This is a genomic window from Kitasatospora sp. NPDC091335 (assembly GCF_044757205.1).
In the GTDB taxonomy this organism is placed as follows: domain Bacteria; phylum Actinomycetota; class Actinomycetes; order Streptomycetales; family Streptomycetaceae; genus Kitasatospora.
The window spans coordinates 152847-176168 of the sequence record NZ_JBIVUM010000005.1 but is presented as its reverse complement, the minus strand read 5'-3'; the positions used below and the strand labels follow the sequence as shown (position 1 = coordinate 176168).

The following is a 23322-nucleotide window of genomic DNA, read 5'->3' as shown; positions in this document are numbered from 1 at the left end:
TTCGGGGTTCGCGGGGCCGAACACCTTCGTTCCCAAGGCGGCTGCCCCGATGGCACCGTTCGCACACCCGGGCAGACGCCTCCGACGGTCGCACGCCCCCGCGCACCCGGCGCAGGCACCGGCGCACTGCCCCCTGCGGCGCCGCGCCCGGCCGCGGCCACCACGGACCGTCGCTACCAGCGGTGCGCGCCGAAGTCCACCGGCCGGGGCCGCAGCTTCCGGCACCGCCCGGCCAGCGCGCGCAGCCGGCGGTCCGCCTCCGCCACGGGCATCCGGCGCCGGTCGCCGTGGCCGGGCAGCAGCCACTCGAAGCGCAGCACGCCGAGGCCGCGCTCCAGCGAGGCGGCGAGCTCCTCGATCGAGTACCAGGTCACCGACTCGGCCACCTCGATGTCCCCGGTGGTGCGGGACCAGTACAGGCTGTCGCCGCTGAAGCAGTACCGCTCGTCCACGACGTAGAGCACGCTGCCCCGGGTGTGGCCGGGGAACGGGTGGGCGACCAGGCCGGGCGAGACCTCCGCCGGCCCGGTGCCGCGCAGCACCCGGTCGGCGTCGGGCGCGGCGTCCAGGTCGCCCTCGTGGATCCGGAGCCGGGCGCCCAGCCGGTCGGCGTACGCCCGGCCGTGCGCGGCGTGGTCGCGGTGGGTGAGCAGGATGTCGGTGACCGGGCCGAGCGCGGCGTAGCGGGCCGCGAGGGCCTCGCTGTAGCGCGGCGTGTCGACCATCACCCAGCCGGTGGGGCGGCGGCAGAGGTAGGAGTTGGCGCCCGCGGTGTGGCGGGAGTTGTGGCCGAGCAGCAGCAGGTCGTCGGCGAGGGCCAGCGGGAACGGGTCCCCGGCCGGGTCGAGCGGCCCGGTGCCGGGGCGGACGGACCGGGTCGGGCAGGCGTGGGCGGCGGCGAGCAGTTGCCGGCGCTCGTCCGCGTCGCGCGGCTGGCGGATCAGCTCCGAGCGGCCCGCGTGCTCGCGGACCAGGTCGGGCGCGAGCTGCCGGGCGACGTCGCAGTTGGTGCACCGGTCGTCGATGAACCAGTTCTCGGGCGGGCCGGCGGGCGGTTCGGTGGTCATGGCTGCCTTCCCCCAGGAGGACGGCGGCCGGCGCGGCCGCTCCCTTCGAGCATCCGCCGGAGCGGCCGGAAAGCGGAAGGGGGCACGGATCTTGCCCTTTTCCGGGGGTGGCCGTCTGCGGGCGGGAACCGCCGGCGAGGGCACGTGGCCCATCTCACGTGGCGCCGAGGTCACCTACGGTGGCGTAGGTTACTTGATTGGGTGAACTATCTCTTTCATGCCGCATCTCCAGGAGACCCTCGACCTCGATTCGTACGCCGCCATCGGCGACAGCTTCACCGAGGGTGTGGGCGACCCCGCCGCCGACGGCAGATTCGCCGGGTGGGCCGACCGGCTCGCCGGAATCCTGGCCGACGGACGCCCGCCGGGCGCCTTCCGCTACGCCAACCTCGCGGTGCGCGGCCGGTTGCTGGACCAGATCGCCGCCGAGCAGGTGCCGGAGGTCCGCCGCCTCCAGCCCGACCTGGTCACCTTCTGCGCCGGCGGCAACGACATCCTCCGCCCAGGCAGCGACCCGGACGAGGTCGCCGGGCGCTTCGAGGCCGCCGTCGTGGAACTCGCCGAGAACGCCGGGACGGTGCTGATCTGCACCGGCTTCGACACCAAGGACGTGCCGCTGCTGAAGCACCTGCGCGGCAAGATCGCCACGTACAACGGGCACATGCGCGCGGTCGCCGACCGCAACGGCTGCGCGGTGGCCGACCTGTGGTCGCTGCGCGCGGTGCAGGACCGCCGCGCCTGGAGCGAGGACCGCCTGCACCTGTCCGCCGAGGGCCACCAGCGGGTCGCCCTGCTGGCCGCCCGCTCGCTGGGCCTGCGCACCGGGCAGGATCCGGAGGCCCCGTGGCCGGACGCCCGCGTGCTCACCCCCGCCGACCAGCGCCGGGAGAACATCCAGTGGGCCCGCGAGTACCTGCTGCCCTGGGTCGGCCGGCGGCTGCGCGGCGAGTCCTCGGGCGACCACGTCGAGGCCAAGCGGCCGGAGCTGCTTCCGCTCTGACGGTTCGTCAGGAAATCTTGCCGGGTACGGCGCCGGGTGCCGCGGTCCGGGAGGTCCGCAGGACCCGGTGGAGCACCCCGGCGCACCCCGCGCCGACCAGGTACCAGAGCAGGTCCGGCGGGTTGAAGGTCGAGCCCAGCACCAGCCGGGCCAGGGTGCTGTGCCGCCCCCAGTCGTCCGGCAGGCCGGTGAGCTGGAACAGCTCCACGGCCCAGCTGAGCCCGGCGGCCAGGGCCGCGGCACGGGCGGGGCGCAGCCGTGGTGCGGCCAGCACGAGCAGCGCGTGGAGCAGGACCGTGTAGAGCGCGTCCCCCGCGTACTTGGCGAGGTCCCCGCCCAGGACCGCCCGTACGCCGAGGCCGGCCGTCACCGTCAGCACGGCGGCGAGGCCGGCCGCCAGGCGGGTACGCCGGTGGGCCCGACGGGCGCTCCCCCCGAGATCGTTCATCCGCCCCACGCTACCCCCGCGCCCCACGCGCGCCGCTCCGGCCCCACTCCGCCACCGCGCCCCACAAGCGGACCCCCGCCCGCCGGAACCACCGCGCGGCGCCGGACGTCACTCCCCCCGACGAACGTCCGCGCAGGTCGCGGGCGGGGTGAGGACCGGAAGGGACGGGCGGGAACAGTGGCGCACGCGGGTGGGGCCGAGGCGGTCGGGACGCGGCCGACGGCGGCGGAGCGGGAGGAGCGGACCAGGCGCGGGTTCGCGGTGGCCGGGTTCGCCCCGGCGCAGGACGGGCGGGGGCGGGAGCGGGGCAAGGCGCTGCGGACCCGGGTGCCCCGGGAGCGGCACGCGGAGTTCGCGCCCGCGCCCGGCCGGCCGACGGCCGTGACCGCGCTGGAGGCCTCCAACACGGGCCGAATAGCCGGGCTGGTGCCGATCCGGGTCGGCCGGATGGCGGCCGGTCCGTTCGCGTTCCTGCGCGGATCGGCCGGGCTGATGGGCGCCGACCTCGCGGGCACCCCGGTGACCGGTGTGGACGCGCAGCTGTGCGGCGACGCGCACGCCGCCAACTTCGGCCTGTACGGCGACGCGCGCGGCCAGATCGTGCTGGACATCAACGACTTCGACGAGACCGTCCCCGGCCCCTGGGAATGGGACCTCAAGCGGCTCGCCGCCAGCCTGGTGCTGGCCGCCCGGGAGACCGGAGCGAGTGAGGACACCGCGCGCGAGGCCGCCCAGCACGCGGCCGGCTCCTACCGCCGGACCGTGCGCACCCTCGCCAAGCTGCCCACCCTGGACGCCTGGAACGCCATCGCGGACGAGCAGTTGGTCTCGTTCGCCGAGGCGCACGACCTCGCGGACGTGCTGCGCAAGGTCGGCGCCAAGGCGCTCGGCAACACCAGCGCCCGGTTCGCCGCCCGCAGCACCGCCCGTACCCCGGACGGCGGTTGGCGCTTCACGGCCGCTCCCCCGGTGCTCACCGAGGTGACCGACGCGACCGCCCGCGCCGTCGCGCACGCGCTCGGCCCGTACGTCGAGACGCTGCCGGCCGAGGTGCGCACCCTGCTGTCCCGCTACCGGGTGCAGGACGTGGCGTTCCGGGTGGTGGGCACCGGCAGCGTGGGCACCCGCTCGTACGTGGTGCTGCTCACCGACCACCGGGACCAGCCGCTGGTGCTCCAGGTGAAGGAGGCCCGCCCGTCCGCGCTGCTGCCGTACCTGCCGAACGCGCCGCAGCCGGCGCCGGACGGGCACGAGGGCCGCCGGGTGGTGCTCGGCCAGAAGCACATGCAGGTGGTCAGCGACACCCTGCTGGGCTGGACCACGGTCGACGGACTCCCGTACCAGGTACGCCAGTTCCGCAACCGCAAGGGCAGCGTCGACCCGGCCGCACTGCTGCCGGCCCAGTTGGACGACTACGCGCGGATCACCGGCGCCCTGCTGGCCCGGGCGCACGCCCACACCTCCGACCCCGCCCTGCTGGCCGGGTACTGCGGCAAGAGCGAGGTACTGGACGAGGCGGTCGCCGCCTTCTCGGTGGCCTACGCGGACCGCACCGAGGCCGACCACGCGGACCTGCTGACGGCGGTGCGCAGCGGGCGCCTGCCGGTCGAGCACGGCGTCTGACCGCCGCACCTCCGACCGCCGCACGGGGGACGGCCCGGCCGCTCACCGGGCCGGGCTCACCTGGTCCGGTGCCGGGCTCACCGGGCCAGGAACGGCGCCACCGCGGCGACGAACTCGGCGGGCCGGGCACCGTGCACCAGGTGCCCGGCCTCGACGGTGACCAGGCGGCAGTCCGGGATCAGCCGGGCGATTTCGGCGATCCGCTCCTGCGGGACGTGGCTGGCCGGGCCTCCGGCGACCACCAGCGTGCGGGCGGTGATCCCGGCCAGCCCCGCCCGCCAGGCCGGGTCGGGGTCGTCGAGCTGGGCCCTGACCGCCCGGACCATCGCCCAGTCGAAGTGCACGTCCGGGTCCTGCTCCTCGGGCAGCGCGGTCGCCGGGCGCGGGTGGAGGGCGGGGATCTCCTCCAGGACCAGCCGGTCGATCCGCTCCGGCGCGGCCTGGGCGAGCAGGTAGGCGACGGCGCCGCCCATCGAGTGGCCGGCCAGGTCGACGCGGGCGAGGCCGAGGACGTCCAGGAAGGCCAGCACGTCGTCCCGCATCGCCTCCAGCGAATAGCCGGCGGTGCGGGCGCTGTCCCCGTGGCCGCGCAGGTCGAGCGCGTACACGTGGTGGGCGGGGGCGAGGCCCGGCAGCACGGTGTCCCAGTCCGCGGCGCGCTCGCCGAGGGCGTGCAGCAGGACCAGCGGCGGGCCTCCGGGCGGGCCGCTCTCGCGGTAGGCGAGCGTCACTCCGGGCAGGTCCACGGTCCGGTTCCGTCCTTCGGTCATGCCGTCACGGTACGCGCCGACCACCGGTCAGCGGACCGGTGTTCGCCCTCGGCTCATCGCGACCGGCGCGCCCTCGCACCGCTCGCGCGCGGTGGCGCGGCCCGCGAACACCGAGGCCAGGACGGCGAGTCCGGCGACCGCGGCGCACACCACGCTCGCGGTCAGGAAGGCGGAGCGGTGCCCGCCGCCCCCGGTGGTCTCCCGCAGGTAGACCCCGGACAGCGCCGAGACCGCGACCGCCGCCGCGATCCGCTGGGTCATCTGCAGGATCGCCCCGCTCACCCCGGCCGCCTCGGCCGGCGCGTGGCGCAGCACGTACGCCTGGTTGGTGGAGCCCATCAGGCCGACCGAGGCGCCGCCGAGCAGTTGCAGCAGCGCCAGCAGCCAGGGCAGCACGGCGTCGGGTGCCCAGGCCGCGAGCAGTCCGCTGAGCAGCATGGCGAGGGCGGAGCCGGCCATCCCCGCGGTGACGGTGCGCCGGCCGTACCGCTGGACGACCCGCCAGGCGAGCGCGGAGGCGACGCCCATCGCCACGGCGGAGGGCAGCACGACCAGCGCGGCGCCCACCGGGGAGAGCCCGAGGCCGTCCTGGAGGAACATGGTCAGGACCAGCGAGGCGGCGAGCGAGGAACCGAACTGCGCCATCGCGGTGGCGGTGCCCAGCGCGTACGGCGCGGAGCGGGTGAGCGCGGGGTGGATCAGCGGGTGGCCGCCCTTCCTGGCGAGGCGGCGCTGCCACCGGGCGAGCGCGCCGAGCAGCAGCAGCGCGGCCGCCGCGAAGGCGAGCCGGCCGCTCCAGCCGGGCGGCCGGACGAAGGGCAGCATCAGGACCAGGGTGAGAGCGCCGACCAGCAGCAGGCCGAGCACGTCGAGGTCGGCGTTCCTGCTGCTGGGGCGGGGCTTCGGCAGGTGGCGGGCCGCCAGGACGACGGTGGCCAGGCCGAAGGGGACGTTGAGCAGGAAGGTCAGCCGCCAGCCGTCCTCGGGGCCGGCCAGGGCGAGCACCGCGCCGCCGATCGGCGGCCCGAGGGCGAAGGCGAGGCCGCCGGTGACGGCGTACATGCCGAGGGCGCGGGTCCGCAGCTGCCCGTCGAAGACGTCCTGGATGGTGCCGATCATCTGGGAGTTGACCAGGCCCGCGCCCGCGCCCTGGAGCAGCCGGGCGACGATCAGCACCCCGGGCTCGGTGGCGGTCGCGGAGACCAGGCTGACCAGGGTGAACAGGGCGAGGCCGGTGACGAAGAACCACTTGCGGCCCAGGACGTCGCCCAGCCGCCCGCCCGGGATGAGCGCGAGGCCGAAGGCGAGCGAGTAGCCGGCGACGATCCACTGGAGGTCGGCCGAGCCGGCGTGCAGGCTCTCGCGCAGGGCGGGGATGGAGGTGTTGAGGACGGACTGGTCGAGCAGCGTGGTGAAGCCGCCCGCGACGCAGACCAGCAGCACCCGGCGCCCGGCGGCGTCGAAGCGCTCCTTGGGCTCCCCGGGCTCCTCGTGCCGCCCGGGTTCCTTCGCTATCGGGCCGGTGGCGGCGCTCACGGTTCGACCACCACCAGCGCGTAGCGGGCCGCGTCCGGGCCGAGGCTGCGGAACCGGCTCGTGCCGCCGACGTAGCGCAGGCAGTCGCCGGGGCCGAGCGGCTGGGCCTCGCCGTCCACGGTCAGCTCCAGGCGCCCCTCGAACAGCCAGAGGTGGTGCTCCCGGCCGGGGGTGCAGGCGCGGTCGTACGCGATGTCCGCGCCGGCCGGCAACAGGCCCTCGATGATCTCCGCCCGCAGCGAGCCGTGCGGCGGCGAGACCGACCGGCGGACGAACCCGCTCTCCTCGTCCCGCCAGATCTGCTGTTCCCCGGCCCGCACCAGCCGGGCCGGGCCCGACTCCACCTCGGCGAGCAGCCGCGACATCGTCCGCCCGTACACGGCGCACAGCCGCCCGAGCAGCGCGGCCGTCGGGCTGACCTCGGCCCGCTCCACCCGGGACAGCGTCGAGCGGCTGACGTCCGCCCGGCGCGCCAGCTCCTCCAAGGTCCACCCGTGTTCCAGCCTCAGCTCGGCGAGCCGCTGCGCCAGCCGTTCGTCGCCGGCCATGTCGATTCCCATATTCGCGATGCTATCCCGGATATGAGATCCACTCCCGGGACTGCGCCGGCCTCACCGCCCACGGGAGGACCCGGAGGCGCCCTGCGCCGCCGCCGGCAGGTGGCCGGTCCGGTGGTCGCCCTGACGTTCCGTCCGGAGCGGAACGGGCGGGAGCAGGCGGGAGCGGAGCGGAACCGGCAGGTCAGGGCCGACGGCGGCGACGAAGCTCCCGGCCTGCCGCCGGAGGTTCCCCGGTTGGCGGACCCTCGGTCCGAAAGGGCCTGTGATCATATGATGTGCGGCGAATCGTGGCCGGTCGGCGGCCCGTGAGCAAGGGGGACCAGCGTGTTCGGCATCATCAGACCGTGCAGGCATCGATTGTCCGAGCGCCTCCAGACCTCCTGGATGGCCCACCTGTGCGGGCTCTGCCTCGCGCTGCGAGACGACCACGGGCAGCTCGCCCGGACGGCGACCAACTACGACGGCCTGATCATCTCCGTGCTGGTCGAGGCCCAGGCCGCCCGGGAGGACTCCTCCTGGCGCCGCACCGCCGGGCCGTGCCCGCTGCGCGGCATGCGGACCGCCTCCGTCGCCAAGGGCGAGGGCGCCCGGCTCGCCGCCGCCGTCTCGCTGGCGCTCGCCTCCGTCAAGATCCGCGACCACGTCGAGGACCGGGACGGCGTCTTCGCCCGCCGCCCGGTCGCCGCCGGGGCCAGGGCCGTCACCCGGCGCTGGGACCGGAAGAGCGCGGGCAGCGCCTCGACGATCGGCTTCGACACCGCCGTCCTGCTGGACGCGGCCTCCCGGCAGGGCGAGCTGGAGCGGTCGCTGCGGCCCGGCGGGTCCGTCCTGCTGGTCACCGAGCCCACCGAGACCGCCACCTCGGCCGCCTTCGCCCACACCGCCGTGATAGCCGGACGCCCCGGCAACGCCGCCCCGCTCGCCGAGGCCGGACGGCTCTTCGGCCGGCTCGCCCACCTCCTGGACGCCGCCGAGGACCAGAGCGCCGACGCGGCCTCGGGCGCCTGGAACCCGCTGACCGCCACCGGCACCGACCGGGCCGAGGCCGAACGGCTCTGCCGCGACGCCGTCCACGGCATCCGGCTCGCGCTGCGCGAGGTCGAACTGAGCGACCGCACGCTGGTCCACGTGCTGCTCGCGCACGAGACCGAGCGCGCGGTCGAGCGGGTCTTCGGCCCGGCCCGGCACACCGCGAGCTGCCGCCACCCCGACGCCGCGGGCACCGCCACGGGCAAGCACCCGCACCAGGCGCCGCCGCGGGAAACGCCGCCCGGCCAGGAGCCGGTGCCGCCGTGGGTGCCGCAGGGCCCGGGCTTCACCCCGCCCGGCCAACGGCCGCCGAACCCCCGCAACCTGCTCGCCGGGTGCGCGATGTGGGCGCTGATGGCCTGCACCTGCCAGTTGCTCTGCTGCGACCACAACGACCCGTTCAGCCGCGAACCCCGCAAGGGCTTCTGCGAGCGGCACGACTGCGACTGCCCCGACTGCTGTGACTGCGACTGCGACTGCGGCTGCTGCGACGGGTGCGATGGCTGCGACTGCTGCTCGTGCGACTGCGGCTGACCGGTCAGCCCTCCGGCTCCGCGCCCTCCCCGCCTTCGCTCCCGTACCGGCCGGCCGCCACCGGCCCGGGGTGCCCCCGCAGCACCCCGGGCCGGTCCGCGGTCCGGCGCTCCCCGTCCTCGCCCCGCCGCCAGAGCGGCAGCACCGCGACCTGCGGTGCCGCCACCACCGGCGGCACCGCCACCGGGCGCAGCTCGGCGCACTCAGGCATCGCGCCCCGCCGCCTTCCGGTCCACCACCAGCGAGTCCTCCAGCCGCGCCAGCAACTGCCGGAACCGCTCGGCGTCCTGCTCCGTCATCCGTCCCTCGGGCAACGCCCCCGGCCGTTCGGCCGCTCTCTCGTTCACGGGCCCGAGGCTAGACGGTGGCGATCAATGGGCGATAAACGCGCGTTCGGGCGAAAAGCGCTTGCCCGGTGCGGTCCGGCCCGGAACCATCACGCCTCATGACGCCCCATCAGCACCTTCCGGCACCCCGACTCCCCCGCCCGGTGGCCCTGGTGACGGGGGTGGGCCGGACGGCCGGCATCGGCGCCGGGATCGCCGGGCCGCTGCGCGGAGTGGCCCTGTTATCTGTGGCAAGGGGAAGTCGATGCCCGTCCTGCTGCTGCCGACCGGGAAGGCGCTGACCGTCCGGACGGCGGCCGACGCTTTCCTCGACTCGCTTGCCAACCCGAACACCGCCCGGAACTACGGCATCGCCGTCGGGAAGACACTGGCCTGGCCCGGCTGTCCTACGGCCGGGCCCGCGCGCTGCTCGACCAGCACACCGCACACGCCGGGCCGGGCACCGGCTGGGACCTGCACGAGTACCGCCACTCCGGCTTGACCCACCTCGGCGAGGCCGGCGCCTCCGAGCTGATGCTGATGGCCAAGTCCCGGCACAAGAAGCCGGAGAACGTGCGCCGCTACTTCAAGCCGTCCCCCGAGGCGATCTCCGAGCTGACCAGCCTGCCGGCCCCCGGCGACGCACGCCGCTGATCTCTCCCTGGGCCTCTACGGGCAGCGCGACTCGGCCGGCGCGTGCTGCGCCTCAGGAGTCCGTGAGACCGGGGCGGCGGCCGCCGCCGCCCGGACGGGCCGAGGTGTCAGCCGGGCGATGAGCACGGCCAGGACGAGGCCGAGCGCGGCGGCGAGTGCGGTCCATGCCGGCAGTGCGCCGGCGCTGATGCCTGCGGCGAGCAGGGCACTGCCGGCCGCCGATCCTGCGGCGGAGCCGAGGTACATCGCGGCCATCTGGAGGGCGATGACGGTCATCGCCTGTTCGGTCCGGTCGCGCGTGAGTGCCTGTTGCAGGACGGGCACGCTGATCCAGCCGCTTGCGCCCCACACCGCGGTGGCGATCAGCCACGCCGCGGGGTGATCGACGAGCCAGACGACGAGGAAGGAGGCGAGGAGGAACGCGGGGACGATGGGCATCAGCCGGCGGGGCCCCTGTGTGTCGAGGGGTTTGCCGATCAGGCCGGAGCCGAGTACGCCGCCGATGCCCCAGGCCCAGACGAGCGCGAAGCCCCAGCCGCCCAGGCCGCGTTCGTCGGCCATCGGCAGAAGGTAGGTGTAGAGGCCGAGGCTGGCCAGGCCCAGGACGAAGGACAGCGTGATGCCCAGCGCGATGCGCGGGCTGTGGAGCACGGAACGGGTCCCGGTGCCGCGAGCGGCAGGAAGCTGCGGCAGCGTGCCGGAGCGCAGGGCGAGGGCGACCATGCTCAGGACGCCGATGAGGACGACGAAGCCCATCGTCCCGCGCCATCCCACCTGTTCGCCGATCAGCATGCCCAGCGGCACACCGGCCACGGTCCCGGTGGACAGTCCGAAGGTCACCAGTGCCATCGCGCGCCCGCGTTCGTGGTCGGCCACGAGCGCTCCGGCGGTCGCCGTGGCGACCGCGGTGAGCACGCCGGCACCGGCGCCCGCCACGACGCGGGAGGCCAGGAAGACGCCGAGGGTGGGGGCCAGTGCGGTGGCGAGGTTGCCGAGGTTGAAGGCGCCGAGCGCGACCAGAAGGGCCGTTCTGGTCGACCGGCCGGCCAGCACACGAGAGAGGAAGGGGCCCGCCGCGGCGTAGGCGGCGGTGAAGGCGGTGACGCCCAGTCCGATCGCGCCGGCTGTGGTGGCCAGGGAGTCGGCCATGTCCGGCAGGACGCCCGCCAGGACGTAGGCGTCGATGCCCAGGGAGACCGCAGCGACGACCAGCGGCCAGATCTTCCCGATCACGCGGCACCCCTCTCGGTTTCGGCCGTGCCCTCGTCCTGGTAGCCGGCCAGAACGGTCTTCACCAGGCCGGGGAACCGGGCTTCGAGGTCTTCGGTGCGCAGCCGGATCATGCACTTACGTCCTTCGGCGCGGACGAAGACCACGCCGGATTCACGCAGCAGGCTCGTGTGGTGGGTCAGCGTCGAGCGCGGCAGGTCCGGGCCGAGCTCCAGACTGTCGACCTCTCCGCGCTCGGTGAGGATGCGCAGCATCGTCAGGCGCAGGGGCTCGCTGAGTGCGAACAGCACGCGCGGGAGCGCGATGTCGTCCGCGTCGGGATGGTGGTACGTGCGGGCCGCGGCCATCACACCACTCCAATCGTTCGAGAATTCCCGCACAATATAGTGCGGGAATTCTCGAACGATCAACCCCGGGGCCGGACTACTGACCCGGCGAGCGTGAGCAGTCCGAAGACGATGTCGGAGTAGCTCGCGGTGTCGGTGACGATCATCTCCGGGCGCTTGCCGCCGTCACGGTCGTAGAGGACGTCCAGCGCGTACAGGGAGTCGCGTGGGGTGCCGGCCACGACCTTCCCGCCGAGCCCGGCGGCCTGGTCGTAGATCATGTTCAGCCACGTGGCGCCGCCCCGGCGGCCGAAGTACTTCGGGTTCGGCCGCGCGTACACCGACGGAACCGGGACGACGAACCGCATCCCGTCGACCGACGCGACCAGGCCGCCGCCCCACGCGCGTGCGAGGCCGACGGACGCCTGGTGCTCGATGAGGGTGGCGTTCGCGGCCCGGTAGGTCGTGAGCCGCAGGTAGGTCTGGTCGACGTGGGACAGCCGCCCGTACTTCAGCGCGTCGACCCCGCCGATGACGGGGGTGTAGCCGACGTTGCAGCCGTGCGCGACCAGCAGCGCGGCGATCGTGGCGTGCAAGTCCTTCAACCGTGCCTCGCCGCCGGTGACCGAGGTGAACGCCTGGTCGGCGCCGGTCCAGGAGAACACCTCCAGCAGCACCTCGGGCAGGTCGACGCGGGGCAGCATCGCGTTCACCGCCGCCCGCAGATCGAGCAGGGACGCCGGCTCCGGCTCCAGCGCGGCGAAGTGCAGCCGGCCGTCGTCGTCGAAGGCGATCTGCGCGTTGTCCGGCAGGTGCCCGGCGACCTCCCGGTACGTGCCGTCCAGCAGCGCGGCCCGCGCCGCCAGGTGCTTGCCCGCCTCGCCGGGCAGCCCGAGCGAGGCCAGCACGGTCGGCCGGGCCTGCTCCCACGCCTCGCCGTCCAGCAGCTTCGCCCGCGGGTCGCCCCACTTCGAGGAGTTCCTCGCGAAGACCTGCTCGTTCCGTAGCATCCGGTGCAGCTGCTCCAGGACGCAGAACGCGTACGCCTTCCCGTCCACCGTGCCCGGCTCCAGGTGCGGGGCGGAGAGCACCAGGCGCCGCCACGAGCCGACGAGCAGGCCGGTGTCGATCTCAGCCGGGCCGACTGCTGACGAGCAACGGCGGCCTGGCGTAGCGCTCGTCCGACAGTTCCCGCCGGGTGCGCGGGGCTACCGGGCCGGCGTCGTCGCGTCCAGGAGCAGCCGGGCGGCCTCCCTGGCGTCGGCGGCGGCCGTCGGGTCGCCGTGGACGGCGGCGCTGGTGATCGCGCCCTCGGCCAGCAGGGCCAGGTGGACGGCCGTGGCGGGCGGGGCCCCGGCGGCCTCGGTCAGGCCCGCGAGGTAGCCGCCGAACTGCTCCTTGTGGTGCCGGGCGGCGGCCACCACCGCAGGGCTGGAGGCGCCCAGTTCGCCGAGGGAGTTGACGAACGCGCAGCCCCGGAAGCCGGGCTCGGCGAACCACCGGCCGAGCCAGTCGAAGACCGCGAGCAGCTGCTCCCCGGGGGTGCCGCCGGTGCGGGAGACGTACACCGCGAGGCTCGCCCGCCAGCGGCCGTCGCGGCGCAGCAGGTACGCCTCGACGAGTTCGCCCTTGGACGGGAAGTGCTGGTAGAGGCGGCGCATGGTCAGGCCGGAGGCGGCCCGGACGGCGTCCATGCCGACCGCCTGGATGCCCTGCCCGTAGAACAGCTCCTCGGCCGCGTCGAGGATCCGGGTCCGGGGGTCTTCCTGATCCATCTGCCGTGCCCTTTGCGTGAGAACGATGGTTCTCCTATCGTAGCCAGAGCAGCGAGAACGCTCGTTCTCGCCCGCGGAACACCCATTCCCCAGGGAGTCACCCATGCCCGAGACCGGCACCGAGCAGCGCCCGCCCCTGCCCCCGTTCACCGAGGAGACCGCCCGCCGGAAGGTGCGCGCCGCCGAGGACGCCTGGAACACCCGCGACCCGCGGCGGGTCGCCCTCGCCTACACACCGGACAGCCGCTGGCGCAACCGCTCCGAGTTCCTCACCGGCCGCGCGCGGATCGCCGAGTTCCTCACCCGCAAGTGGCAGCGCGAGCAGGACTACCGCCTGATCAAGGAACTCTGGGCGTACGACGGCGACCGCATCGCGGTCCGCTTCGCCTACGAGTGGCACGACGACGCCGGCCGCTGGTTCCGCTCCTACGGCAACGAGAACTGGGAGTTCGACCGCGACGGCCTGATGGCCCACCGGCACGCCTCCATCAACGACCTGTCGATCACGGCCGCGGAGCGCCTGTTCCACTGGCCGCTCGGCCGCCGTCCCGACGACCACCCCGGCCTCACCGGACTCGGCCTCTGAACCCGGGCCCCGAGGCCCGGCGCAGCACCGACACACGACGGGGACACCTTTACCGGACCCTGATCCAACCGATGGACGGATGAGACCCGGTCCACACAGAAGCCTGACGTGCCACGCCTAGCGTGCCGCACATGCCGAAGACACCTGGAACGTCAGCCACCGACCGGACCCTCCCCCGCGGGCTCGCCGCCGTGGGCGCCCTCCTGCTGAGCGCGGCCACGGCGGCGGTGCTGCTGCCGGACACGGCCCTCGCCGCGGAGAGCGAGTCCGTCACCACGCACTCCGGCGCCACGACCGCCGCGGAGCGCGGCCGGATCGACGCCTACTGGACCCCCGACCGGATGAAGCTGGCGGGCGCCCTGGTCCCCGAGATCACGCCCGTGCCCGAGGACGACAACACGCCCGACGACCCGCGGCCGCTGCCCGCCGACACCCCGGACCCCGGAGCCGTGTGGACCCACGGCGGAGCGGTGAACAGGAGCGTCGGCCGGCTCTTCTTCACCTTCTCCGACGGCTACGACGGCAGTTGCACCGCCACCGTCGTCGTCGCCGCGAACCGCAGCACCGTCGTCACGGCGGCCCACTGCCTGCGCGGCGTCGGAGCCTCCGCCACCGACGACACCTGGAACCACAACCTGTACTTCGTGCCCGGCTACCGCAACGGCACGAAGCCGCTCGGCGGCTTCACCGTCAGGAGCGTGGCCACCTCGTCCCGCTGGGACGCCGGCCCGACCTCGGACGCCGTCGCCGTGGCCGGCTTCGACACCGGGGTCCTCGTCGCGAACCGCTCGGCCGACGGACGACGGGTCGCGGACGTCACCGGAAGCCAGCGGATCGCGTTCACCCGGCCCGCCGCGGGCGAGTTCGTCCACGCCTTCGGGTATCCGAAGGAGCGGCTCAACGACCCGAGCGGCAAGTACACCGGTTCACGCATGATCCACTGCGCCGGTCCGGCCGGGCCCGGCACCACGGCACCGGTCCTGTGGGGCGAGGCCTGCGACATGTCGCACGGGGCGAGCGGCGGCCCCCACCTCACGCACTTCGACACCCGGACCGGCACCGGCACCGTCGTCGGCGTCACCACCACCACCGAGGAACTCGCGGGCGGCCCGGCCGGCACGCTCTACGCCACCCGCCTCGGCGACAGTGCCCGCCGCCTCTACGACTGGGCGCAGAGCCGGCCGGTCTGACCGCCCACGGCGGCCCCGCCCGGCCGAGGTCCGGTGGGCCAGGGCTGACACGGCCAAGGCCCATAAGGCCCGGCCCGGGCGGCCCGGGCCCGGGAGGGCGCTACGCCCCGCCCTCCTGAGCCGGCATCACCTTCCGCAGCAGGTCCGCCAGGGTGCGCCGCTCCCGCTCGGACAGCACCCCGAGCAGCCTGCGCTCCTCCCGGCCGACCACGTCCAGCGCCTCCTGCGGCCTCCGACGCCTGGCGGCGGCCGGGCTGGTGACGCCGGTCTGCGCGGGTACGGCGGTGGTGCCCGGGGTGCGGCGGTACGGCACCCCGGGCACCACCGGGACCGTGCCCGGGCCGGTGACCGCACGGCCACCGGCCCGGATCTGAGGCCGGTCTGAAGCCACCCTGCGGCCGGCCCCGGACCCGGACCGTCGGTCAGGACCCGATCACCGCGCTCAGTTCCAGATGCCGGTGATGTCGCTCGCGGAGGCCGCGTTGCCCGCGTGGCCGGTGGTGCCGGCCAGGTCCTCCAGGGTGCGCAGCACGTTGTAGTGGTTGTAGGTGGTGGCGCTGCTGCTGCCCGGCGTCACGTGCGCGCCGTAGATCACGGTCGGGATGCGGTTGCCGGACAGCTTGTTGTCCTCGTCGAAGGTGACGACCAGCAGGCTGTTGTGGGACTGGGCCCAGGTGGCGTACGCGCCCAGGTTGTTCTTGATCCAGGTGTCGCCGGTGCCGACCGAGCAGTCGTGCATGTCGCTGCAGAGGTTGGGCACCACGAAGGAGACGTTCGGCAGGGTGCTGTAGTCGGCCGGGAACTGGGCGAAGGTCTTCGCCGAGCTGAGCGGGACGTTGCCGAAGCCGAACCAGGGGTTGTGCTTCTGCGCGTAGCTGCCGCTGCTGCACACGGTGCTGCCCTGGCTGGGCAGGGACTCGTTGTAGCTGCCCCAGGTCTTGCCGGCGGCGATGACCTCGGAGGCGAGGTTGGCCGCCTGGAAGCCGCCGACGGTCACGCAGCTGTCGTCGACGGTGCCCTGGGTGGAGCCGGAGAACAGCGCGTAGTAGTTCGGCTCGCTCGGGTGGGTGATGCCGAAGGACTGGGTGAGGTTGGCGCCGCCCGCCTTCAGGGTGTTGTTGATGTACGGGGCACTGCTGCTGCCGATGACCTGGGTGTAGGCGTGGTTCTCCATCACCACGACGACGATGTGGTCGGGCGTGGGCAGCGCGGCGGCCTGGGCGGTGGTGGCGGTGGCCGCCCACAGGCCGGCGGAGGCGGCGACCAGGGCGACGGCGGAGCCGATCGCGGTCGCGGTGCGACGGGAGCGGGGATTCAGGGGCTTCGTGGACGAAGTCATGACAATTCCTCGGGTAGCAGACGGCCCGGCGAGGGGGGAGCTCCGTCGTCGGTGAGGGGGGAAGCCGGTGCGGCGAGCGCACCGGAGTGCGCGACAGCGCCCGAACAGCATGGGGCGCGTCGCTTGACGCGGGTAGACGACGGCAGGTGAAGCCTTGGCCCCGGAGCGGGAAACGAACGGTGCGGCCGCCGAACCCGGCATCGACAACGGAGAATGCGGGCGAATCGGTTCACATTGCCATGGACCGCCCATGCCGGTGATAGTGATCTCCGAACGGCGCGGTCGGACACCGCGTCAGCTGACGAGAGAGCCGAGAAACATGGCGAAGACCAGTCTTCTGCGTCCCCTCGCGGTGGCCGCCGCCGGCGCCGTCCTGGTGGCGACCGGTGCCCTGCCCGCCGCGGCCGCCGGCCAGGACGCCGCCGACCCGACCGCCCCCGACCTCGCCGGGGTGCAGGCCGCCCTCCAGGCCACCACCGCGGCCGGCGCCCCGGGCGCGTTCGCGGTGATCCGCGACCACGGCGCCGTCGACCGGACCCGCTCGGTGAACGTCGGCCTGGCCGACCTGGACGGGACCCCGATGAACTCCTCGTGGAAGTTCCGGGTCGGCAGCAACAGCAAGATGTTCACGGCCGTTCTCGTGATGCAGCTGGCGGAGGAGGGCCGGATCGACCTCGACCGCCCGCTGCGCGAGTACCTCCCCGAGGGCACCCTGCCGGAGGCCTGGACCATGACGGGCCGCCAGGTGATGGAGCACCGGGCGGGCGTCTACGACCACACCAACGACCTGCTGGAGCAGGCCGGCGAGGAGACCACCAGCGCGTTCGAGGCGCGCATCCGCACCAACGTGTACGACCCGCGCGCGCTGGTGGCGATGTCGGTGAAGCACGGTGTGCAGTACACCCCCGGCACCCGCTACTCCTACTCCAACACCGACTTCGTCCTGATGGCCCTGGCGGTCGAACACCTCACCGGCCAGCCGTTCGCCGAGGTGCTGAACGAGCGGATCATCCAGCCGCTCGGCCTGCGCAAGACCTCCTTCGTGGTGCCCGAGCAGGGGATGAGCGGCGCCCACGTCACCGGTTACCTGACCAACGACGACCGGGCCAAGCCGCTGCTGGACTCCACCGCGCAGACCGGCTCCTGGGTGTGGGCCGCCGGTGCCGTCATCTCCACCGCCGAGGACCTCGACCGCTTCCTCGGCGCCCTGATGGCCGGCGGCAACGGCGGGCTCGTCTCGGACGCCTCGCTCCAGCAGATGACCGCCGCCCTGCCCACCCCCACCGCGAAGATCTCCTACGGCCTGGGCCTGCGCCGCATCTCGCTCTCCTGCGGGGACGTGTACGGGCACGGCGGCATCGTGCAGGGCTTCAACACGCAGTCCTTCACGACCCAGGACGGGCGGCGCAGCGTGGTGGTCTTCGCCAACGCGTCGAACAACGGCTCGGTGACGCAGGGCCTGATGAACACCCTGGAGCCGGCCTTCTGCGGCAAGAAGCCCGCCGCCGCTCCGCGGACGGGCTTCGCCCCGGCCTCGGTGCCGGTCGACTCGCTGCCGGTGGTGGAGGACACCAGGATCTGACCCTCCGTCCGGCCTCGCGCCCGCTCCCGGTCCGACCGGGGGCGGGCGCCTGCCGGTTCCGGGGCACCTGCCGTCCCGGGCGCCTCCCGTTCCGGACACATGCCGTCCGGGCGCCGGTCAGTGCCTGGCGCCCGCCGAGCGCGGCCCCTCCGCGCTCAGGTCGGTGAGCGCCTCGGTGAGCAGCTCGCGGGCCTCCTCGGCGCGGCCCTGCTCGATCAGCGCGGTGCCCAGCTCGGTCAGGGTCTTGGTCATGCTGTCCGGCCGGCCCACCTCCTCGAAGTGCACCAGGGCCTGCCTGTAGGCCCGCTCGGCGGCCGGCCAGCGCTTCAACGCCGCGCGGTCCAGGCCGAGTTCGTGCGCCGTCATGGCCGCCAGCAGGTGGATCAGCGGCGAGGACCAGCGCTCCACCAGCTCCAGCGCCTCGGCCAGCGCCCGTCGGCGCGACTCCACCGCCTCCTCCGCCCGGCCGGACTCCCGCAGGCAGTTGGCGGCGCCGCGCAGGGTGACCAGCCGGCCGATCATCGCCGAACGGTTGTCGACCTCGGCGAAGGCGTCCGCCGCCCGGTGGAAGGAGTCGGTCGCCTCGCGGTACCGCTGGAGGTAGCGCAGGCCCGAGGCGAGGTAGGTGAGCGCCCAGCCCTGCTGTTCCCGGTCGCCCACCGCGCGGGCCAGCTCCAGCCCCTCGGTGGCCAGTTCGACCCCGCGCTGGTAGCGGTGCAGGCAGGTGATGTGGGTCCAGGCCAGGTAGTTGACGTGCACCGCCTCGACCCGCCGGTCCCCGATCATCCGGGCGGCGTCCGCCGAGAGCTGGAACACCTCGGCCCAGATGCCCCAGCTCAGCAGCCGGTCGGAGAACCAGTGCATCGCCTCGGCGGTGTCCACCACCTCGCGGTACCGGCCGGCCCGCTGCGCCTGGTACAGGGCGGCCAGCCACTCCGGGTGCTCGTACTCCAGCCAGGCGGCCGCCTCGGTGAGGTGCGTGGTCGCGGAGCCGCCGGTGCCGGCGCCGGTCCCGTCCGCGGCGTGGTCCGGGTCGAACCGCAGCCCGTACCCCGCCGCCCGGCCGAGGATCCGGCGGCCGGCCCGGGTGCGGGCCTCGGCCAGTTCCTCGGCCGTCTCGTCGGCGGCCAGCCGCTCGCCCGCGTAGAGCCGCACCAGGTCGTGCAGGCGGTAGCGGTCCGGGGTGGCCGGCTGCATCAGCCCGGCGTCGACGAGCTGCTCCAGCACCAGCTCGGTGCGGCCCTCCGGCCGGCCCGCGTAGGCCGCGGCGATCTCCGCGGTGAAGTCCTGCCCAGCGGTCAACGCGCAGCGACGGAGGACGAGTTGGGACTCGGCGGGCAGTCGCCGGTAGGACAGCTCGAAGGCCGGCCGGACGGCCAGGTCGCCGGTCTCCAGCAGGTCCAGCCGGTTCTCCTCGGCGGCGAGCTGGCGCACCAGGTGGGCGACCGGCTGCTGCGGGCGGGCGACCAGCCGCTGCCCGGCGATCCGCAGCGCGAGCGGCAGGTAGCCGCAGAGCCTGGCCAGTTCGGCGGTGGCGTCGGGCGCCGCCCCGATCCGCTCCTGGCCGGCGATCCTGGCCAGCAGGCCGGCCGCCTCGGCCGGGGAGAGCACGTCCAGGCTCAGCCGGTGCACCGACTCCAGGCCGGGCAGCACGTTGCGGCTGGTCACGATGGTCACGGCCGGGCCCGAACCGGGCAGCAGCGGGCGCACCTGGCTCTCGTCGGCGGCGTTGTCCAGCACCAGGACGAGTCGCCGCTCGCGGACCAGCGCCCGGTAGAGGCCGGCCCGCTCCTCCGTCCCCGCGGGCACCGCGGCGTCGGCGACGCCCAGGGCGCGCAGCACCTGGCCGAGCGCGTCCCTGGCGGGCAGCGGCTGCGCGGACATCCCGCCGAGGTCCAGGGAGAGCTGGCCGTCCGGGAAGCCCGGGGCCAGGACGTGGGCGGCGTGCAGGGCGAAGGAGGTCTTGCCGAGGCCGGGCTGACCGCTGACCAGCACCACCCGCGGGTGGGCGGGCCGCTCGTCCTCGGCCAGCCGGGCGAGCAGGGCGAGGGCGTCCTCCCGGGCGGTGAAGTCGGCGATGTCCCGGGGCAACGCGAGGGCGCTCTGGCCGGCCTCGGCGAGGGCGACGGGCGGGGCGTCGGTGTCGCGCGGGGCGGCCCGGCGCGGCCTGGCCGGGTTCCCGGCGGGCGCCGGGCCCGGGCGCGCCCCGCGCGGGCGTCCGGACTGTGCGGCCCGGTCCAGCGCCTCGGCCTGCGGCCCGTCCAGCCCGAGCGCCTCGGCCAGGGCCCGGACGGTGCGCCGCTGCGGTCCCCGGGTGCGGCCGCGCTCCATGTCCCCGAGGGCGCGCAGGCTGACCCCGGCGCCGGCGGCGAGTTCCTCCTGGGTCATGCCCGCCGCCACCCGGTGCCCTGCCAACAGCAGGCTGAACTCGTTCGCCTCGGTCCCCGTGCCGCCCCCGGCCGTCATGCCCCGCCCCCACTCGTTCGGTCCTGCGCAGTTCCGCACTTCTGCCTGAGCCGCCTCCGGCGGATCGCCCAAGGCAGAAGTATGCCCCGGCGGAGGAGTTCCTCCTAGCCCGCCGCTCTCCAGGGTATCCGCCCAGGTCAGGAGGGTTGTGCGCGGGTGGGACCGGCGGGCCGGGGCGGTTGTGCGGCGGGCGGGCCGCCGTTAGTTCCGCCTGTGGTTCCGCTGGTCGTTCAGCGGTTTTCCGCCATCGGTGGCCGGGGAACGGCACCCCGGGGCAGGCTCGGCGCAAGGACCGGGCACGGGTCCGGGCGCAGGGCCGGGCGCAAGGCCCGGGAGGCCGCGCGGAGGCGCCCCGCCGCCGGGCGCTCACGCCGGCCGCCTCGCCTCCGCGCCCTCGGTCGTGCGGCCGAGGGCGTCCAGCAGGTCGGCGAGCAGGCCGTGGCAGCGGACTTCGAGGGCCGGGTCGCCGACGGTACGGCCGAGGGCGACGGCGAGCCGGGCCGAGGACAGCGCCGCGTCCCGGCGGCCGAGGGCGTGCAGGGCGCGGGCCCGGCTGAGAGTGGCGAGGACGGCCTCGGCGCCGCCGGTCCGCGAGGTGGCGGCGCGCACCGCCTCGTCGGCGTGGCGCAGGGCCGGCCCGGGGTCGCCGGCCAGCACCAGCGCGTCGGCGAGACCGGTGAGCGAGCGGACCAGCAGATGGCCGGTGGCCGGGGTACGGGCGGCGGCCACCAGGTCGCCGAGCATGGGCACCGCCCGCTCGTACCGGCCGGCCCGCAGCAGCGCGGCGGCGACCCGGCTGCGGCAGTGGTGGCGCAGCGCCGGGTCGCCGGCCAGGTCGGCTGCCGCGACGGCGCGCTCCAGCCGGTCGGCGGCGGTGCGGTGGGCCCCGCGGTCGACGTGCAGGACGGCGAGGTCGGTGGCGAGCCGGGCGACCGCCGTCTCGTCCCGGTCCGCGTGCGCGGCGCTCAGCCCGGCCTCGACCACGGCCCGCCAGTGCGTCCGGTCGTGGCCGGTGGTCTCGTACAGCAGGCTCGCCCGGTGGGCGAGTCGCCAGGCAGCGGCGGTCCTTCCCGTCTGCTCGGCGCAGACCACGACGGCGCGCAGGGCGCTCTCCTCACGGCGGAACCAGGCCCCCGCCCGTACGCCGCCGTCGGCCGCCGTGCCCTCGGCCGTCCAGCCGGCGGTGACGTCGAGGTAGTGGGCGATCAGCCGGTCGAGCGCGAGGAACCGTTCGTCGCAGGTGAGTTCGGCGGCCTGCGCCGCGGCGTGGCGGCGGACCAGCTCGCGCCGCAGGTAGCGGCCGGGGCTGGTCTCCTCCAGCAGGTGGACGGCGTCCAGCCGGGTCAGCAGGGAGCGGGTGGCGGCGGGCCCGAGGTCGGCGAGGGCGGCGGCGGTGTCGGTGTCGATCTCCGCGCCGGGGTGCAGGCCGAGCAGGGTGAACAGCCGGGCGGCGGCGGGCGGCAGCGCGCGGTACGTCCGGTCCAGCTCGGTGGTGAGGCCGAGCGGGCCGCGGCCGGTGCCGGAGCCGGAGAGCGCGGCCAGGCCGGTCTGCTCGTCGGCGAGGTCGGCGGCGAGGTCGGCCGGGGACCAGTCGGGCCTGGCCGCCAGCCGGGCGGCGGCCAGCCGCAGCGCGAGCGGCAGGCGGTCGCAGCGCTCGGCGAGTTCGGCGACCGCCTCCGGTTCGGCGGCCGTGCGGTCGGCGCCGAGGGTGCGGGCGAGCAGGGCGGCGGCCTCGTCGGGGCCGAGCGCGCCCAGCGGCAGCGGGATGCCGCCGGTGCGGACCACCAGGTGGCGCAGCCGGCTGCGACTGGTGACGATCGCGACCGGGGCGGGTTCGCTGTCGGTGGCCGGCGGGTCGGGCAGCAGCGGGAGGAGCTGCTCGTAGGAGGCCGCGTCGTCGAGCACCACCAGCATCCGCCGGCCGGCGACCAGCTCGCGGTAGCGGCGGCCGCGGTCCACGGGGTCGGCGGGCAGGGCGTCCGGGGCGACACCGAGGGCGGTGAGGAACTCCCCGAGGACGTCGGCGGGTTCGCGCGGCCCGTCCGGGTCGAAGCCGCGCAGTTCGGCACCGAGGACGCCGTCCGGGAAGTACGCCTCGCCGCACCGGGCCACCCAGTGCCTGACCAGGCTGGTCTTGCCGGCCCCGGCAGGGCCGGTGACCAGGATCGGCCTGCCGTCCCGTGCGGCGGGCAACGCCTGGTCCAGCCGGACGAGTTCGGCGCTCCGGCCGACGAAGCCGCGGTCCGCGGCGGCGGCCGGGGCACCGGACTGCTCGCCGGCCCGGCGCAGTTCGGGGCCGGGCGGCCCGTTGAGCCCGGCCACCGCGCGCTCGTAGCGCTCCCGCGCCTCGGCGCTCCGTCCGCCCTGCTCCAGACAGCGCACCAGCCGGGCGGCCAGCGCCTGCCGGGCGGGGTGGGCGTCGGCCGCCGCGGCGAGTTCGGCGGCCAGCTCGCCGCCCCGGCCGGCCCGGTGCAGGCCGTCGGCCAGCCGCTCCAGGGTGCGCAGCCGCAGGTCGGTCAGGTACGGGAGCGTCCGCTCGCGCAGCAGGGCGGAGCCGCAGTCGGCGAGCGCCGGGCCGCGCCACAGGTCCAGCGCGTCGCGCAGCAGCGGCAGGGCAGGGTCAGGTGCGCCCGCCCGCTGCGGGGCGGCGGGCTCCGGGAGCAGCACGCCCGCCTGCTCGCAGAGCCGGGCGAAGCGCAGCACGTCGACCCGGTCGGGCTCGCCGGCCAGCAGGTACCCGCACCCCCGGGTGCCGAGCTCCAGCCCGGGGCCGTCCAGCAGTTGGCGCAGCGCCGCGACGTGGCCCTGGAGGGCGGCCCGCGCGGTGGGCGGAGCGCAGCCCTCCCAGACCAGCTCGATCAGCTCCTCGGTGGCCACCGTCCGGTTCAGCTGGACGGCGAGCGCGCTCAGCAGCGCCCGGCGCTTGGGGGCCGAGGGCGTCACCGCCGTCCCGTCCTCCCGTCGCACCACCACCGGTCCGAGCAGCTCGATGCGCACGCGACCGTCCTCCTCCCCCGTCGGCGAATCCCCGGCCGTTCGAGGACGAGGATAGGGCCGACCAGGCCCTTCGTGCCGGTTCCGGGCCGTCCCGGGGGCACCGTACCGCGCGGGTGGGACACGAGGTTCCGGTCCGTCCGCCCGCCCGTGCAACCTCGGCCCGCCCCGATGGCGTCCACCCGGGGGCGGGTCCTGTGGATCTCGCGCGGACCGGTGGAGGTCCACGGGACGCACCCTGGGGCGGGCGCGGCGGTCCGATGCCGACCGGACACGTTCTCGCACTA

Annotated in this window: 20 protein-coding genes and 2 pseudogenes; 7 read left to right on the top strand and 15 right to left on the bottom strand. The window is 75.3% G+C overall.

Annotated elements, in window-relative coordinates; translation table 11 throughout:
* Positions 1–173 precede the first annotated feature (173 nt).
* On the bottom strand, positions 174–1067 hold the full coding sequence (locus tag ACIQOW_RS14470; RefSeq protein WP_401084009.1) for a 4Fe-4S domain-containing protein: 894 nt from the start codon (positions 1065–1067) through the stop codon (positions 174–176).
* A 217-nt stretch (positions 1068–1284) separates the two neighbouring features.
* Here ACIQOW_RS14470 and ACIQOW_RS14465 point away from each other — a divergent pair, with 217 nt between their 5' ends.
* Positions 1285–2067 (top strand): SGNH/GDSL hydrolase family protein, encoded by a 783-nt coding sequence (locus tag ACIQOW_RS14465; protein WP_401084007.1) that lies wholly within the window; start codon positions 1285–1287, stop codon positions 2065–2067.
* Between the two features lie 7 nt (positions 2068–2074).
* On the opposite strand, the gene ACIQOW_RS14460 is transcribed toward ACIQOW_RS14465, so the two are convergent.
* Complete coding sequence (locus ACIQOW_RS14460) at positions 2075–2515, bottom strand: DUF2809 domain-containing protein (RefSeq protein ID WP_401084005.1); 441 nt, start codon at positions 2513–2515, stop codon at positions 2075–2077.
* Between the two features lie 177 nt (positions 2516–2692).
* Here ACIQOW_RS14460 and ACIQOW_RS14455 point away from each other — a divergent pair, with 177 nt between their 5' ends.
* Positions 2693–4138: a DUF2252 domain-containing protein gene (locus ACIQOW_RS14455; protein WP_401084003.1), complete on the top strand. Its 1446-nt coding sequence runs from the start codon at positions 2693–2695 to the stop codon at positions 4136–4138.
* 77 nt (positions 4139–4215) lie between these two features.
* Here the strand turns inward: ACIQOW_RS14455 and ACIQOW_RS14450 are convergent, their stop codons facing one another.
* Genes ACIQOW_RS14450 through ACIQOW_RS14440 form a run of 3 tightly spaced genes read right to left on the bottom strand, consistent with a single transcriptional unit; the run spans position 4216 to position 7004 of the window.
* Entirely contained in the window at positions 4216–4908 is a 693-nt protein-coding gene (locus ACIQOW_RS14450; protein ID WP_401084001.1) for an alpha/beta fold hydrolase, read from the bottom strand.
* Positions 4909–4935: 27 nt separating this feature from the next.
* Positions 4936–6444 (bottom strand): MFS transporter, encoded by a 1509-nt coding sequence (locus tag ACIQOW_RS14445; RefSeq protein WP_401083999.1) that lies wholly within the window; start codon positions 6442–6444, stop codon positions 4936–4938.
* Positions 6441–7004, bottom strand: coding sequence for a helix-turn-helix domain-containing protein (locus ACIQOW_RS14440; protein ID WP_188296282.1), 564 nt, complete (start codon positions 7002–7004; stop codon positions 6441–6443). Before ACIQOW_RS14440 ends, ACIQOW_RS14445 begins: the two co-directional genes overlap by 4 nt.
* 324 nt (positions 7005–7328) lie before the next feature.
* Between ACIQOW_RS14440 and ACIQOW_RS14435 the strand changes: the two genes are divergently transcribed.
* The gene (locus tag ACIQOW_RS14435; protein WP_401083996.1) at positions 7329–8567 is read left to right on the top strand and encodes a DUF5685 family protein; all 1239 of its coding nucleotides are present in this window, start codon (positions 7329–7331) and stop codon (positions 8565–8567) included.
* 4 nt (positions 8568–8571) lie between these two features.
* On the opposite strand, the gene ACIQOW_RS14430 is transcribed toward ACIQOW_RS14435, so the two are convergent.
* Positions 8572–8778, bottom strand: a complete 207-nt coding sequence (locus ACIQOW_RS14430; protein ID WP_401083994.1) for a hypothetical protein — start codon at positions 8776–8778, stop codon at positions 8572–8574.
* A complete protein-coding gene (locus tag ACIQOW_RS14425; protein ID WP_188296285.1) occupies positions 8771–8914 on the bottom strand; it encodes a hypothetical protein in 144 nt (47 codons plus the stop codon). The genes ACIQOW_RS14430 and ACIQOW_RS14425 overlap by 8 nt, the downstream gene beginning before the upstream one ends.
* 363 nt (positions 8915–9277) lie before the next feature.
* On the opposite strand from ACIQOW_RS14425, the pseudogene ACIQOW_RS14420 reads away from it, so the two are divergent.
* A pseudogene (locus ACIQOW_RS14420) lies at positions 9278–9547 on the top strand (site-specific integrase); the annotation flags it as partial.
* A gap of 15 nt (positions 9548–9562) precedes the next feature.
* Here ACIQOW_RS14420 and ACIQOW_RS14415 read toward each other — a convergent pair.
* The 4 genes and pseudogenes from ACIQOW_RS14415 to ACIQOW_RS14400 form a co-directional block, all read right to left on the bottom strand.
* A complete protein-coding gene (locus tag ACIQOW_RS14415) occupies positions 9563–10780 on the bottom strand; it encodes an MFS transporter (protein WP_401083992.1) in 1218 nt (405 codons plus the stop codon).
* Positions 10777–11124 carry an ArsR/SmtB family transcription factor gene (locus tag ACIQOW_RS14410; RefSeq protein WP_401083990.1) on the bottom strand — a complete coding sequence of 116 codons (348 nt, stop codon included), beginning with the start codon at positions 11122–11124 and terminating at the stop codon, positions 10777–10779. The genes ACIQOW_RS14415 and ACIQOW_RS14410 overlap by 4 nt, the downstream gene beginning before the upstream one ends.
* A gap of 65 nt (positions 11125–11189) precedes the next feature.
* A pseudogene (locus tag ACIQOW_RS14405) lies at positions 11190–12248 on the bottom strand (Tn3 family transposase); the annotation flags it as partial.
* Between the two features lie 63 nt (positions 12249–12311).
* Positions 12312–12878 (bottom strand): TetR/AcrR family transcriptional regulator, encoded by a 567-nt coding sequence (locus ACIQOW_RS14400; RefSeq protein ID WP_401083988.1) that lies wholly within the window; start codon positions 12876–12878, stop codon positions 12312–12314.
* A 103-nt stretch (positions 12879–12981) separates the two neighbouring features.
* On the opposite strand from ACIQOW_RS14400, the gene ACIQOW_RS14395 reads away from it, so the two are divergent.
* Both ACIQOW_RS14395 and ACIQOW_RS14390 read left to right on the top strand, forming a co-directional pair.
* Positions 12982–13464: a DUF1348 family protein gene (locus tag ACIQOW_RS14395; protein ID WP_401083986.1), complete on the top strand. Its 483-nt coding sequence runs from the start codon at positions 12982–12984 to the stop codon at positions 13462–13464.
* Positions 13465–13595: 131 nt separating this feature from the next.
* Entirely contained in the window at positions 13596–14654 is a 1059-nt protein-coding gene (locus ACIQOW_RS14390) for a trypsin-like serine peptidase (RefSeq protein ID WP_401083984.1), read from the top strand.
* 100 nt (positions 14655–14754) lie between these two features.
* Here the strand turns inward: ACIQOW_RS14390 and ACIQOW_RS14385 are convergent, their stop codons facing one another.
* Together ACIQOW_RS14385 and ACIQOW_RS14380 are read right to left on the bottom strand one after the other, a co-directional pair.
* A complete protein-coding gene (locus ACIQOW_RS14385; protein WP_401083982.1) occupies positions 14755–14976 on the bottom strand; it encodes a hypothetical protein in 222 nt (73 codons plus the stop codon).
* Between the two features lie 120 nt (positions 14977–15096).
* Positions 15097–15993, bottom strand: a complete 897-nt coding sequence (locus tag ACIQOW_RS14380) for an alkaline phosphatase family protein (RefSeq protein ID WP_401083980.1) — start codon at positions 15991–15993, stop codon at positions 15097–15099.
* Between the two features lie 319 nt (positions 15994–16312).
* Here ACIQOW_RS14380 and ACIQOW_RS14375 point away from each other — a divergent pair, with 319 nt between their 5' ends.
* Positions 16313–17575: a serine hydrolase domain-containing protein gene (locus tag ACIQOW_RS14375; protein WP_401083978.1), complete on the top strand. Its 1263-nt coding sequence runs from the start codon at positions 16313–16315 to the stop codon at positions 17573–17575.
* Positions 17576–17692: 117 nt separating this feature from the next.
* On the opposite strand, the gene ACIQOW_RS14370 is transcribed toward ACIQOW_RS14375, so the two are convergent.
* Complete coding sequence (locus tag ACIQOW_RS14370) at positions 17693–20041, bottom strand: ATP-binding protein (RefSeq protein WP_401083976.1); 2349 nt, start codon at positions 20039–20041, stop codon at positions 17693–17695.
* A gap of 366 nt (positions 20042–20407) precedes the next feature.
* The gene (locus tag ACIQOW_RS14365; RefSeq protein ID WP_401083974.1) at positions 20408–23038 is read right to left on the bottom strand and encodes a BTAD domain-containing putative transcriptional regulator; all 2631 of its coding nucleotides are present in this window, start codon (positions 23036–23038) and stop codon (positions 20408–20410) included.
* Positions 23039–23322 lie beyond the last annotated feature (284 nt).